The organism is Acinetobacter lactucae (assembly GCF_001605885.1).
GTDB classification, from domain to species: domain Bacteria; phylum Pseudomonadota; class Gammaproteobacteria; order Pseudomonadales; family Moraxellaceae; genus Acinetobacter; species Acinetobacter lactucae.
Window position 1 is genome coordinate 1 of the sequence record NZ_LRPE01000004.1, and the last position, 14,140, is coordinate 14,140.

The 14,140-nt window shown below is 35.6% G+C and carries 13 protein-coding genes; 7 read left to right on the top strand and 6 right to left on the bottom strand.

Translation table 11 applies throughout. From position 1 onward, the window contains the following. Positions 1–149: 149 nt before the first annotated feature. Positions 150–566 carry a hypothetical protein gene (locus AWW73_RS01180; protein ID WP_061874547.1) on the bottom strand — a complete coding sequence of 139 codons (417 nt, stop codon included), beginning with the start codon at positions 564–566 and terminating at the stop codon, positions 150–152. 151 nt (positions 567–717) lie between these two features. On the opposite strand from AWW73_RS01180, the gene AWW73_RS19050 reads away from it, so the two are divergent. The 6 genes from AWW73_RS19050 to AWW73_RS01210 all read left to right on the top strand — a co-directional run bounded on the left by AWW73_RS19050 (position 718) and on the right by AWW73_RS01210 (position 6,457). Continuing rightward, complete coding sequence (locus AWW73_RS19050; protein ID WP_062848511.1) at positions 718–1,104, top strand: hypothetical protein; 387 nt, start codon at positions 718–720, stop codon at positions 1,102–1,104. Between the two features lie 114 nt (positions 1,105–1,218). Beyond that, positions 1,219–2,100, top strand: a complete 882-nt coding sequence (locus AWW73_RS01190; protein WP_062848512.1) for a LysR family transcriptional regulator — start codon at positions 1,219–1,221, stop codon at positions 2,098–2,100. A gap of 245 nt (positions 2,101–2,345) precedes the next feature. Beyond that, positions 2,346–3,050, top strand: coding sequence for a CoA transferase subunit A (locus AWW73_RS01195; RefSeq protein ID WP_062848513.1), 705 nt, complete (start codon positions 2,346–2,348; stop codon positions 3,048–3,050). A gap of 1 nt (position 3,051) precedes the next feature. Further along, positions 3,052–3,693, top strand: a complete 642-nt coding sequence (locus AWW73_RS01200) for a 3-oxoacid CoA-transferase subunit B (protein ID WP_016145215.1) — start codon at positions 3,052–3,054, stop codon at positions 3,691–3,693. A 116-nt stretch (positions 3,694–3,809) separates the two neighbouring features. Then, entirely contained in the window at positions 3,810–5,219 is a 1,410-nt protein-coding gene (locus tag AWW73_RS01205) for a short-chain fatty acid transporter (RefSeq protein ID WP_062848514.1), read from the top strand. A gap of 65 nt (positions 5,220–5,284) precedes the next feature. Beyond that, entirely contained in the window at positions 5,285–6,457 is a 1,173-nt protein-coding gene (locus tag AWW73_RS01210; protein ID WP_062848515.1) for a thiolase family protein, read from the top strand. A 51-nt stretch (positions 6,458–6,508) separates the two neighbouring features. Here AWW73_RS01210 and AWW73_RS01215 read toward each other — a convergent pair whose 3' ends face one another. The 4 genes from AWW73_RS01215 to AWW73_RS01230 form a co-directional block, all read right to left on the bottom strand. Further along, positions 6,509–7,402 (bottom strand): LysR family transcriptional regulator, encoded by an 894-nt coding sequence (locus tag AWW73_RS01215; RefSeq protein WP_003651675.1) that lies wholly within the window; start codon positions 7,400–7,402, stop codon positions 6,509–6,511. A 233-nt stretch (positions 7,403–7,635) separates the two neighbouring features. Beyond that, positions 7,636–8,529, bottom strand: coding sequence for a LysR substrate-binding domain-containing protein (locus tag AWW73_RS01220; RefSeq protein ID WP_016145212.1), 894 nt, complete (start codon positions 8,527–8,529; stop codon positions 7,636–7,638). A gap of 544 nt (positions 8,530–9,073) precedes the next feature. After that, entirely contained in the window at positions 9,074–9,295 is a 222-nt protein-coding gene (locus AWW73_RS01225) for a hypothetical protein (RefSeq protein ID WP_079748386.1), read from the bottom strand. Between the two features lie 110 nt (positions 9,296–9,405). Beyond that, positions 9,406–9,588, bottom strand: coding sequence for a hypothetical protein (locus tag AWW73_RS01230; protein WP_031948275.1), 183 nt, complete (start codon positions 9,586–9,588; stop codon positions 9,406–9,408). Positions 9,589–10,003: 415 nt separating this feature from the next. Between AWW73_RS01230 and AWW73_RS01235 the strand changes: the two genes are divergently transcribed. Further along, complete coding sequence (locus AWW73_RS01235; RefSeq protein ID WP_031948274.1) at positions 10,004–11,422, top strand: aspartate ammonia-lyase; 1,419 nt, start codon at positions 10,004–10,006, stop codon at positions 11,420–11,422. Positions 11,423–11,476: 54 nt separating this feature from the next. On the opposite strand, the gene AWW73_RS01240 is transcribed toward AWW73_RS01235, so the two are convergent. Next, positions 11,477–13,681 (bottom strand): TonB-dependent siderophore receptor, encoded by a 2,205-nt coding sequence (locus AWW73_RS01240; RefSeq protein ID WP_062848516.1) that lies wholly within the window; start codon positions 13,679–13,681, stop codon positions 11,477–11,479. Between the last annotated feature and the right edge of the window lie 459 nt (positions 13,682–14,140).

Consider the following 14,140-nt stretch of genomic DNA (forward strand, 5'->3'; position numbering starts at 1 on the left):
ATAATATATTTTTTAAAATAGTTTACTTAATATTTTCTTAGCTGAGATCAGTATTCTATTAGTGAATAATTAAAAACCCACTTAATGACGAGTGGGTTTAATTAAAATTTAATATTGCTCGATTGCCTTAGACACAGGAACTTACTCTTTTATTTCATTCGAGTTAGTCTTAAATTAAAGTCGGATGGAAGTAAAATACGATATTCTATCTCAGCTCTTGGTTTGACTTCCGTTTCTTGAGAAGTGGCAATATTGGGGCACATCCCTCCACCTGTTTCTAATCTAAAAATATAATATTTAGGCTCAAGATAAATGGTAGCTATTTCGTTTGAGCGAATTGAGAATGCTTTTTCGTTATTTACATAAATATCATGAGAACAGCCAGATCCTAGAAAACCTTTATCTCTTAAGAATGTAACTTTTGCTTGTTCAGGAGTCTGTTTCTTTAGGTAGTTCTGATTGTACACTCTCTCATTAGGTATTGGTTTCACTGTATTCGAAACAACAGGAGCAGTTGAACATCCAACTAGGCCTAGAATTAGTGCTAAAAAAATAATCTTTTTCATGACATTATCCATTTTAATAATGTGTAAAATTTAAAAGTTAAGGATAATACAAATCCCCTGTCAGTAGTTTAAGTTTTTGAAAAAATTATTTATTTTATCTTCGTTATTCAATAGAATGCCGACATAAATTTTTATAAGAAAATGAAAAACTATGTGGCTTAAATTTTTATTGTATCCCATTGGTATGTTTATACTATGGCAAATTATTTTCATCATCGAGCAGCTTTCTTTAGAATTTTTAAATGCGCCACAAATACTTGTAGGTATAATAGCGCTGATCATAAATTGCGGTATGCAAATTTTGATTGGTTATAAAGTTCCTAAATTAGCACCAAAATATAAGTTTGTAGCGAGTATTACATACATCATCTTATTCACTTTTTTAGTAGCAATTTATTCAACAACTATTTTATTAGAAGGCTTAAAAGTTGCTCCTCAAGCAATTTGGCTAGGTTATTTATTTTTTCATGTCGTTGGAATGGTTCTATACTTTGCTAACAACACTGATGAATTCTGTTGGGAAAATTTACTGAAGTAGCTCAGCACATTGTTCCCTGCTTTATTTTTCTTATTTTTTTCAAAAAACATCATATTAGACAAATTTTCGTATAAATTACCCTTCTAGGTGAGCTGAGCAATCTAAAGGAATGAAATGACGCTTAAACAATTAAAAGCTTTTTTAGCTCTTGCGCGTACCCTCAACTATGCCAATGCATCTTTAGAGCTACATCTCAGCCAGTCTGCTTTAAGCCTCACTATCAAAAGCCTAGAAGAAGAATTAGGCGGAAAATTGTTTAATCGTAATACACGCCGTGTCGAGCTTACCCAAGAAGGTAAATCCCTTATTCCCTATGCTAAAAAATTACTCGCCAATTGGGATGAAATGGAAAATGATGTAAAACAACGCTTTAAGCTCAATCGGGGAACATTAAGTATTGCCTCAATGCCCTTTGTGACCCATGCAATTTTGCCTGAGGTGATTCATCAATTTTTAGAACTTCATCCCAACCTGAACTTTTCAATCCACGATATTCCGAATGAGACGATTATAGAAAAAGTACAAGATGGCATTTTCGAGCTTGGCATCTGCTTCGAACCGGATCTCACCGAAGGCTTAGAGTTCAAACCATTATTTGAAGAAGATTTCTTAGCTTTATTACCTAAGACTCATCCACTTGCTCAGTCGCCTTCTATTACGTGGCACGAGCTTTGTTCAAACCCATTCGTGACATTACAAAAACCTTCAATTGTTCGATATTTAGTTGAACAAAATTGTTTGCGAAATAATATAACGCTCGATTTGAAAGTTGAATGTCATCAAATTTCATCACTTTCAAGTTTTGTGGCTTATGGAATTGGAGTAAGTGCGATTCCAAGGCATTTTGCTAAACACATTGATAAAGAACATAACGTTTTGATTGAGTTAAAGGATGAAGCTATTCATAAGACTGTAGGAATTGTTTATAAAAAGAACTTTGAAATTTCAAATATTTCGACTCAATTTATTGAGGCTTTGGTTCAATATAAATTTTAAAAAATTAAAGACTGTATTTTTAGAATGAGCTAAGCATAAGGCTAAGTTAAATTCTTAATTATTATAATTTTCAATATATTATAATGATTTTATGAAGATTTAAACGTTATATACGTCTGATCTTTTATAGATAATTTGAGACCATTCATTGATTATACTTATTAATCCTTTAAAAAAATTAACTTCTATAACTCGAATTCAGATGCTAAAACTAAGATTACTAAGGGATATAGGATAACAATAGAATGAATAAAGTTTATGCCAATGCAGAGGCAGCACTGAAAGATGTAATTGCAGACAATCAAACACTTGCAGTTGGCGGTTTTGGTTTATGCGGAATTCCTGAAAAACTGATTGTTGCAGTTAAACAAAGTGGTGTAACTGGTCTCACTTGTATTTCTAATAACGCAGGTATAGATGACTTTGGCTTAGGTATTTTGCTTCAAACCAAACAGATTAAAAAAATGATCTCTTCTTATGTTGGTGAAAACAAAGAATTTGAGCGTCAGTATTTAAATGGTGAACTTGATGTAGAACTTACCCCACAAGGTACTTTAGCTGAAAAGTTACGTGCTGGCGGTGCCGGAATTCCTGCATTTTATACGCAAACTGGCGTCGGCACACTGATTGCTGAAGGTAAAGAAGAACGGACCTTTCATGGCAAAAATTACATTTTAGAAGAATCTTTAACAGCAGATGTTGCTCTTGTTAAGGCCTATAAAGCAGATAAAGCGGGTAATTTAGTATTCCGTAAAACTGCTCAGAATTTTAACCCTGAATGCGCGATGGCTGGAAAAATTACAATTGCAGAAGTTGAACAGGTTGTTGAAATTGGTGAATTGGATCCGGATGAGATTCATTTAGCGGGTATCTATGTAAACCGCATTGTACTTAATGCGTCACCTGAAAAACGTATTGAGCATAAAACTTTAAGCACGGAGGCAGTATAAAATGGCTTGGTCACGCAATGAAATGGCACAACGTGCTGCAAAAGAACTTGAAGACGGTTTTTATGTCAATTTAGGTATTGGCTTACCTACCCTAGTTGCTAATTATATTCCTGAAAATATTAATGTTTGGCTTCAATCTGAAAATGGCCTATTAGGTATTGGTGAATTCCCGACTGAAGAAACGGTTGATGCTGATTTAATTAACGCTGGTAAACAAACGGTTACAGCACGCCCTGGCGCTGCCTTTTTCTCAAGCTCAGAATCTTTTGCCATGATCCGTGGTGGTCATGTCAATATTGCAATTTTAGGTGCCATGGAAGTTTCTGAAAATGGTGACTTGGCTAACTGGATGATTCCGGGCAAGAAAGTCAAAGGTATGGGCGGTGCAATGGACTTGGTTGTAGGTGTCCAAAAAGTTGTTGTGCTTATGGAACACTGTGCAAAAGATGGTACGCCAAAAATCGTGAAAGACTGTAGTTTACCTTTAACAGGTAAAGGCGTGGTTCACCGCGTAATTACTGACTTAGGCGTAATGGACATTACCCCACAAGGTGTAGAACTCATTGAACTAGCTAAAGATGTTACGCTTGAACAGATTCAAGCTGCTACAGGTGTTGAGTTTCACAAAACATTAGTCGCGTAAATTTTAATTTTTAGTTATTGAGATAAGACTTAAGTTACAAAGTGAGCTTAAGTCTTAGCCCTTTTAAGCACCGGATGTGCTGTCTACGAATAAGAACGAGAAGGATTTTTTCAGCTATGGAAAAACAGCAAGGAATTTTTGAAAGATTTGCTCTTCGGATTAGTGACTGGTCTGAAAAATGGTTTCCTGATTCATATATTTTTGCTCTACTTGGCGTCATTATTGTATCTATTGCCGCGTTGGGCATTGGTGCGCCGATACATGATGTAGCGACTTCATTTGGTAATGGCTTCTGGAGCCTTATTCCCTTTACCCTGCAAATGACCATGCTCATTATTGTGGGTTATGTGGTTTCTGTATCTAAGCCCGTAAAGTTCCTAATTCAAAAAATGGCACGTATTCCAAATTCTGGACGTGGTGCTATTGTTTTGGTGGCAACTGTCAGCTTGTTAATTTCACTGGTCAATTGGGCAGTAAGTACGATTCTTACTGCACTTTTAGTGATTGCATTAGCAAAACGTAAAGAGCTGAACATGGATTATCGTGCAGCGGCAGCGGCGGCAATTATTGGTATGGGAGCAACATGGGCACTGGGAATTAGCTCTTCGGCAGCACAGCTTCAGGCAAATAAAACCAGTTTACCAGAGTCAATTTACAATCTGACCGGTGTTATTCCATTTACTGAAACGATTTTCCTTTGGCAATCTATTGCGATGACTATTATTTTGGTGATTGTTTCAATCGCAATTGCTTACTGGTCAGCTCCCAAAGGTAATAATGTTAAAACAATTGATAGTTTTGATGTGCGGTTTGAAGAAGACAAACCACACGAGGAAAAATCGACGCGCCCAGGCGACTGGTTAGAAAACTCACCTATTTTAACGATTATTGTGGTGGCATTAGGCTTAATCTGGATGTTTTTTGAATTTTCAAAAAGTAATCCAATCATCGCTATTTCAAGCTTAAACACATATAACTTTGTGTTCTTAATGCTAGGGCTAGCGTTGCATGGAACGCCAAGAAACTTTTTAAATGCTGTTTCAAAGGCAGTTCCTGCTGTATCGGGAATCTTAATTCAGTTTCCACTTTATGGAAGCATCGCTTTTATTATGACGCAAGCTTTAAATAGTCAGGATTTATCGCTGTCGCATTATATAGCCGAGTTTTTCGTTTCAATCGCCTCAAAAGAAACCTTTGCAATTGTGATGGGAATTTACTCTGCCATCCTGGGGTTCTTCGTGCCATCTGGCGGTGGAAAATGGATTATTGAAGCCCCATATGTCATGCAAGCAGCAAATGATTTAAAGGTTCATTTAGGCTGGTCTGTACAAATTTATAATGCAGCCGAAGCTTTACCGAACTTAATCAATCCATTCTTTATGCTTCCAATGTTAGGCATTCTAAAACTAAAAGCAAAAGATGTGATTGGTTTTACAGTCACTCAGCTCGTTGTACATTTTCCATTAGTTTTATTTTTATTATGGTTCTTTGGAAGAACACTTAGCTACACCCCACCTACTTTTTAATTTACTGGCGCCTTTAGTTTCGACTAAAGGCAAATTTAGCAAATACATCAATAAGAGATATTAAGATGAGTTCAATTGTTATAGTTTCAGGTAGCCGTACTGCAATGGGCGGTTTTCAAGGTAGCCTATCGGCTTTAACTGCACCAGAACTTGGCGCTGCTGTCATCCGTGATTCGATTCAACGTGCAGGCATTGCTCCTGAACAAGTAGATGAAGTTATTTTTGGTTGCGTATTAAGTGCAGGTATTGGCCAAGGTCCTGCTCGTCAGGCGATGCGTAAAGCTGGTGTACCTGATCATGTCGGTGCAGTCACTATTAATAAACTGTGTGGCTCTGCCATGAAAGCGGTGTTAATGGCTTCAGATACTTTAAAAGCAGGCAGTGCCAATATTATTGTTGCAGGTGGCATGGAATCTATGACCAATGCGCCTTATATTTTACCGAAAGCTCGCGGTGGTTACCGTATGGGTCACGGCGAAATTAAGGATCATATGTTTTTAGATGGTCTTGAAGATGCTGAAACAAGCCGCTTAATGGGTTCGTTTGCGCAAGACATGGCAAACACTAAAGGCTTTACACGTGAGCAAATGGATAACTTTGCGATTTCTTCACTTAAAAAAGCGCAAACTGCGATTACCGAAGGTTATTTCAAAGAAGAAATTGTTCCTGTTGAAGTAAAAACACGTAAAGGTGTCGAAGTTATCGATCAAGATGAGCAGCCATTAAAAGCCAATCTTGAGAAGATCCCAACATTGCGCCCTGCTTTTAGTAAAGACGGAACAATTACAGCTGCTAACTCAAGCTCCATTTCTGATGGTGCTGCTGCATTAGTACTTACGACTGAAGAATATGCTCAAAGCCATGGCTTAAATACTTTGGCGAAAATTGTTGCAACCTCTACTCACTCACAGCATCCAAGCGAATTTACTATTGCTCCAATTAGTGCAATTCAAAAAGTGCTTGAGCGTGCTGGTTGGTCTGTTGATGAAGTAGATGCATGGGAAATTAATGAAGCTTTTGCAATGGTGGCAATGGCACCAATTCATGAACTCGGTATTGATGAAGCAAAAGTTAATGTACATGGTGGTGCTTGTGCTTTAGGCCATCCTATTGGCGCAACAGGCTCAAGAATTATTCTTTCTCTTATCTATGCTTTAAAACGACTAGGTAAAAAGAAAGGTGTGGCTGCATTATGTATTGGTGGTGGTGAAGCTACAGCTGTCGCAATTGAAATCTAAAAATCAAACCACGCAGAAGGTGTAAGAATTTTTCTTATACCTTCTTTTTTTTTAGACTTTAAAAAGTTCATAACAGGTTTGGCGGAACCATTTATGACTACTTTTATGATGGCAAGACATATGCCAATGTTGTTTAACATCATAAGTTGGGAAGTCTAGAGGCGCCGGTAAAATCTGTAAATTTTCTCTCACCAGTAAAACTTGGCTTAAATAATACGGTACCGTTGCAATCGCATCTGTTTCTTGTACTACTAATCCCACTCCTAAATAACTTGGTAATCGAATTAAAATATTTCGATCCAATCCTTTGTTCTGTAATTCATTTTTAATATGGTAGTGCCCGATTCCTGCATCAATATCAATATGATATTCGCGCATATAATCATCTAAAGTGAAATTATTTGGGTCTAAACGAGGATGGCTTTTAGAGCTAATCACCACATAATGCTGTTTAAAAAACTTTTGTTGGTAAAAGCCTTCTTCTAATTGGGGTAAAAAACCAATTGCGAGGTCAATTTCACCATTTGCCATTTGGTAGCTGGTTTCTGGCGTAATCGGCCTAATATTCAAGCGAATTAAAGGCGCTTTTTCTTTCAAATAGTTGGTTAATTGCGGTAATAAAACCAGATGAGAGACATCTGTCATGGCAATTGTAAAAAGCTGATCTGAAGTTAGCGGATCAAAGTTCACACTAAAGTTATTAATGCTTTCAACTTTATCAATCACTTCACTAATGAGCGGAAAGATTTCTTTAGCCAATTCGGTTGGAATCATTTCATTTCCAACACGAATAAAAAGTGGATCATTAAAATGTTGACGGATTTTGTTGAGTCCATTACTAACACTCGGTTGTGTAAGGCCAATAGCATCGGCAGCCATTGAAACACTTTTAAACCGATAAATATGATAAAAAATATTTAGTAATCTACTATCTAGATCAAACAAAATTGTCTCCGTCTGGATCAAATAATCCATTCAAAAGGAATGAAATCAGGTACAGCATATATAAAAATGCCCACTAAATTTCTGAATTATTGATATATGGTCTAAATTAACAAAGAATCTAGACCATGAGCAATGCTTTATAAAGCCTTTCATCACAAAGACAAAGGTATGAGCTCTTTAATTGATTACTTTGTATGTAAATGTGTTGAATACATCACATATCATTATAAATTTTAATCATGCTGAGTTTGGAAGCCCTTCCAGATTTGCTGAACTGATTTGTTATCACTCAGATTATTTTTAAAAATATAAATATCTTGCGGAAGACAATACTCATTATGATCCAACATGACCAATTTTCCGGTAGCGAGATCTTCCTCTACATTAATTTTTGGAATCCATGCTACACCTAAACCTTGTAATACAAGCTCTTTCAAGTTGGTGGCATTGTCAGTTTCATATAAGGTTTTATAGTTCAGTTTACCTTCGATCAGTTGATCGACCAATTTTCGCAAATAAGCATGTTTACTATAAGCAAGTAATGAAAAGTTACTCTGGATTGTATGTTTAGGCGTATGGTCGGCCTCGGTAGCTGACACTGGCACAATCTCTGTTTCAGCAATCTTGATACCACTTAAAATATCATCGCCAACTCGATTAATATTAGATCGATCTGCGTAACAAATCATAAAGTCACAGGCGCCTTCTTTTAAAAGAGATAAGCCTTCACCACTATTCGTTGCGACAATTTCGATTTTTAAATCACGCATAAATGTTGGGAATTTTTTTAAAAAAGTTGTTAAAAAACCTGATGCTAATGAGTGAACGACACAGAAGCGAATCGTAGATTCGGTTTCATTTTTGATGTTTTTAATCAGTTTGGCAGTTTCTTCTACTTGCTTCTCAATATTTTTAGACATCACCAGCATAATTCGCCCGATGTCAGTAAATTCAATATTATTTTTATTATTTCTAATAATAACTTCAGCTCCAATCATCTCCTCTATTTGCTGAATTCTACGCGTAAACGCGGATTGACTAATAAATCGTTTTTCCGCTGCTTTTGAAATTGAACGCTCACGCTCTAGTGTCAAAAGGTCTTCTACCCAACGTACTTCTAAGTTCATTTTATGCATTCCCTTTTTATATTTATGTCCTTAATCTGTCTGGTTGGGAAGCTGGATAAATAGCTGAATAGATGAATAAAAACTATAAAACATGGGAGTACCTGCAAAAATGCGATGGAGGATTGGCAAAGCCAAACAATAAAATTAAGTATTGAATAATTCTGACATAGAAACGAGCGTAAGAGAATAAAAGACTTTGATTTAACTTACCAACTCATACAAAGATAAAATTATTATTCAAAAATTTTTTTTAAATCAAAAAGTAAGGTATATATAACGCAAGTAAATAACAAGTTTCAACTTAATAAAAAATAGAAATAATCCTATGTATTAGTCATGTTTTATTTTATAAAAAAAAGTCCGTACCTTGGGGATGAATACGGACTGTAAAACTGAAAATTACGATCTTGCTTATTTCAGGAATTAAGCCCTCTGACTTAATAAATTCATTTAAATCAGAAGATATATTTAGAGTATAACTCAGCTCCAAAAACCTGACTATTCTACTAAAGTATTTAACTTAAGATTGAATAAAAACGAATTTCTAATATTCACCAATCAGGTAATATAACTTTTTTGAGATTTCAACCATCATGTTTGAAGTATATTGAGTAATTTCAAAAACTTGTTTTTTTTGGGGGTTGAATACCATATTATCTTTTTCATCACTAAAAAAGATATAAGTGGTGTATTTATCCATATGATGGATATGTTCTTTTAAGCTTAATTTTTCCCCAGAATTGGGATCATAGGCGATAAACTTCATTCTCATGAATTTTGTCTCTATACATACAGTCTTTTATCTAAAATTTAAAAAAAATTAGATAAAACAATATTTTGAGGGATAATATAAAATAGTTAACCTAAGAACTGCGGCTACTTATAAGATATTGGTACAATACTATTAGCCTTGTTTACAGAGGTTTCAGCAGAAGCGATTGATTGCTCTGCTTCTTTAAGCAGACGAGAAGTTTTAGACTCAGTTTTCTCTTCACCGTGGAAAAGTACATAGTATGTAAAACTTCCCAAGATAATTAATGCGGCTGTGACTTTTAACATAAACTTAAAACTAAGATTTTTTCGTATTATAGTGTTTTTTATGTGAAATGCATCACATTTTTATATAAATTTATTAGATAATCTACACTTTAAAAGCCAATAATAAAGATAATTAAGTTGATATTTCACTTAAATTAAGCAGTCTTGAATTTTAAAATGAGTTGCTATCTGAAATTAGCAGATCATCAATTTCATTAAACAAATTTTCAAATTAACTTTTTCTTAACATTAAGTAATTAATTTAAAAAGTAAAATTTAATTCAAATTCAGATTTGCAAACGAATCCTCATAGTTAGTTAACAGTAAAATTTAAAAATCGATATGCAAAAAATGCATAATTAAGCTGATAAATGCATTAGAAGTGAAGCATTTCGAAATCTAATATGAATTATCTTCTTTACTAATTCGAAGTTTAATGATGAACGCTGAAATTACCACCCGTATTGAGAAGGATCTTATTGGTTATAGAGAGATCAATAACAACGACTACTACGGAGTTCAAACGTTACGTGCTCTAGAAAACTTTAATTTAACTCAAAGCAAGGTCGGAAACTTTCCTCACCTTGTTAAAGCCTTAGCAATGGTAAAGCTTGCTTGTGCTGAAGCGAACTATAATCTTAAAAGCTTAGATCAAACTAAATTTGAAGCAATTGAATACAGCTGTAATCAACTTATTCGCGGTAATTTTCACGACCAGTTCCCGATTGATATGATGCAAGGCGGGGCTGGTACTTCAACTAATATGAATGCAAATGAAGTATTGGCGAATGTTGCTTTAGAATATATGGGACATTCTAAAGGCCAATATCAATATCTACATCCAAATAACGACATTAACATGTCGCAGTCAACAAATGATGTGTACCCTACTGCGATTCGCTTAGGTTTGTTATTAAGCTTAGATGAACTTAATCTTCCTTTTAATAACTTAATCTTAAGTTTCCGCAATAAATCACAAGAATTTGCTCACATCTTAAAAATGGGCCGTACACAGTTACAAGACGCTGTGCCTATGACATTAGGTCAAGAGTTTGGTGCTTTTGCAGTAACTTTACAGAAAGACCTTGAGCAAATTAATACGCTTATTCCAAATGTTTTAGCGTATATGAACCTTGGTGGTACGGCGATTGGTACGGGAATTACAACTGAATATAGTTACCGTGAACTTGCCATTCAAGCACTTGCAAAAATTTCTGGTAAGAAAATTAAGTCTGCTCCTGATCTAATCGAAGCAACTTCAGATATGGGTGACTTTGTTCTTTTATCTGGTTTATTAAAACGTACCGCAACTAAACTTTCAAAAATTGCCAATGACTTACGTTTACTTTCAAGTGGTCCACGTACGGGCATTAATGAAATTAACTTAGAAGCACGTCAACCGGGTAGTTCGATCATGCCAGGTAAAGTAAACCCAGTCATTCCTGAAGCAATGAACCTTGCTTGCTTCCAAATTATTGCAAATGACTTAGCGGTAACTTTAGCTGCTGAAGCGGGCCAATTACAGTTAAACGCAATGGAACCACTTATTGCATTCAAACTGTTTGAATCTATGGATTTGCTTGGTAAGGCGATGGCGATGTTCCAAAGTAAGTGTATTGATACGATTACAGCGAACCCTGAACACTGTAAAGCTTTAGTTGAAAACTCAATTGGTATTGTGACCGCACTTAACCCTTACCTAGGTTATGAAACTACAACTCGTATTGCCAAAACTGCAAACGAAACTGGACAAAGCGTATTGGCTTTAGTTCAAAATGAAGGTTTATTATCAGCACAAGTGCTTGATGATATCTTGTCGATTAATAATATGGTTAAACCAAAAATGTCGGCTTAATTCCTGAAATAAAAAAGGAGCTTTTATAAGCTCCTTTTTTATTTGTTTTATATTTTAAAAGCTAAAAGTTGTAGAGAACTGAGCTGTACGTGGATTACCTAAGAAGAGATAGTCGTCACCCATAAATGCGCCTACATCACGCCAATATTTCTTATTAAATAAGTTATCAATGTTGAATCTAAAAGTTGTGTCATGACCAGCAAAATTTGTTTTATAAGCAGCACCAACATTAAAGACACTGTACCCGCCTACTTTTGCCGTTCCCTCTTTGTTTGCATATTTACTGCTATTGTATTGCATACCACTCAGTAATCTTAATCCTTCAATTGAAGGTACTTTATAAGATAACTGTGCAGTTGCGCGTACTTTCGGTACGTTCTGAGTTTGATGACCTTTGTAGCTGTCACTATTAATATCAACAAGACGAGATTTAGTATAGGTAATGCCAGAGCTTACGTCGAGTGTATCGGTTAAAGCACCTGTTAAACCTAACTCAATACCTTGATTGTGTTGTTCGCCTTGTTCAACAAAATCAAATGTTCCATCTGCATTGACTTGGCTATATTGATGGTCTTGTTTTAAATCAAAAATAGCTGCAGTTACTAAGAAGTTGCGTATTTGTTGCTTAACACCAACTTCATATTGTTCAGAATTTTTAGGAGCAAGAACTTCTAGGGCATTATTAGCAAACCACGGGGCCTCTCCACCATCTGATAAGCCTTTGGCATATGAAGCATAAAGATTAGTCGTAGCAGTTGGGCTATACATGAGTGCTAATTGAGGCAAGAACTTATTTAAATCCGTGTCTCGGCTTTGCTGCCCATCTGGACCATAAGCTTGTTCATCAAGGTGAATAAGTTTTCCACCTAGTAACGTTGACCATTGATCATTAAATTGAATCCGATCAGATATGGTAAAAGCAGTCTGCTCGCTTTCTAAAGCTTTGTAACGATCGCCTAAGCTGTCTGATGATGGACTGTAGTCGATCGTATCATTATAGATATTACCAGTTCCTACCGCTACATTAAGTGGTATATGGTGCTTTAAGGTTTTATAAGTACGTTGTAATTCAAAAGCGATTTGATGCTGAATATTGTCAGTATTGAATTGACCATTTAACCCAGCAGCGAACTGGTTAGTAATACGTGTGTCATCTGGGCTGCGGAAGTCATAAATGTCATAGTTACCGTGTTTATCAAAAGTATTACCTAAGCCACTAACTTCACAAATATCGCTATAACATCCCCATGGGAAAGCACTATTATCATCAATCACAACACGGCTTTGAGATGCACTTAAGCTACCATTCCACTGATCATTAAATGCGTATTGATATTTTAATCTCGCATTTACACTGTTATTTACAACAGGTTTACTCCAAGACTGATAACCCAACAAACGGTCTTGATCTACATTTGTTGGTACTTCTTGCCCATCTAGCAGTTGATAACCCGGTACGGAGCGTTGGCTTTGATGCTGTGCTTCAATATCGAATAGTAATTTAGAGCGATCATTAATTTTCCAGTCTAGAGCAACTGAACCAAACTCACGCTTACCATTTGCATGGTCAACATTTGGATGAATACTTTCATGCGCTAAATTGATTCGATAACCAAAACTATCATTAACAAAGCCGCCGACATCTGTTGCCAGTGTATAGCCGCCTTCTGAATTCGCATCGACCGTAATATTTTTAACGTCGACAGGTCTTTTGGTTACATAGTTGACAACACCGCCCGGAGTCGACATTCCACTTTGAATTGCAGAAATGCCTTTTAAGATTTCAACTTGTTGTTTATTTTCTAAAGCCACATTTTGCTCACCACGTATGGGGTGACCGTTAATGAGATAACTTGTGCCTAAATCGAGTGCAAAACCACGTGCTACAAAGTTTGGATAATAACCAATAGCAGCGTAGCCATCTCCCAATGATGAGTCATTTTTAATAACATCGGTTAAGGTTTTTGCGTGTTGATCTGCTATACGTTCAGAAGTAATAGTTGTAATAGATGCTGGGACCTTCTTTACATCGCCCGTTTGAAAACCAGATAAATTAACTTTTTTTGATGTGTATAACACATCATTATTTTGGGTGGCGTTCACAGTAATGGTTGGGAGCTGGGAAACCTCCGCTTCATTTGCATAAACGACAGATGTTATGAGTGCAATAGATGAAGCCAATGCTGTTTTAGAGCATGTCATGAAGTGAAGATTTAACGTACGTCTTTCCATTGAATAACTACCTGCCATACCGTGCATAATTTGAAGCGCTAGAAGTAACTGCTGAGCCTATTTTTAGCCACGCAAGAATACCGCTACATATATTGAGAAACAACACATTCTGTATTTTTTCGATTAAGTGAAGGTGATACAACTTTTATGGACTTATCATTATATGAGTTTCATCTATTTTCTTAGGAATTGGCGCTATAACATTTTAAGTATTACCAAATATTCAAAATAAACTTAAGCTCGAAATGGTACTCAAAAGGAGAAATAGAACAGAAAAATAATGTTGTGAAATGAGCTTACTGATTTTAGATACTAAGAATTATCGAGTTAAGTGAAAGGAACTGTTCGATCATTAGTAAAAATCTCTTTAAATCGAACAAAAGGACGTAATTTCACTAGAATCGAATTTTAAAATTAGAAAAAATGAAGAGTTAGGAATTTAAGGACATGCTCAGGATTGAGTGATATTTAAAGTTTCATTCTATT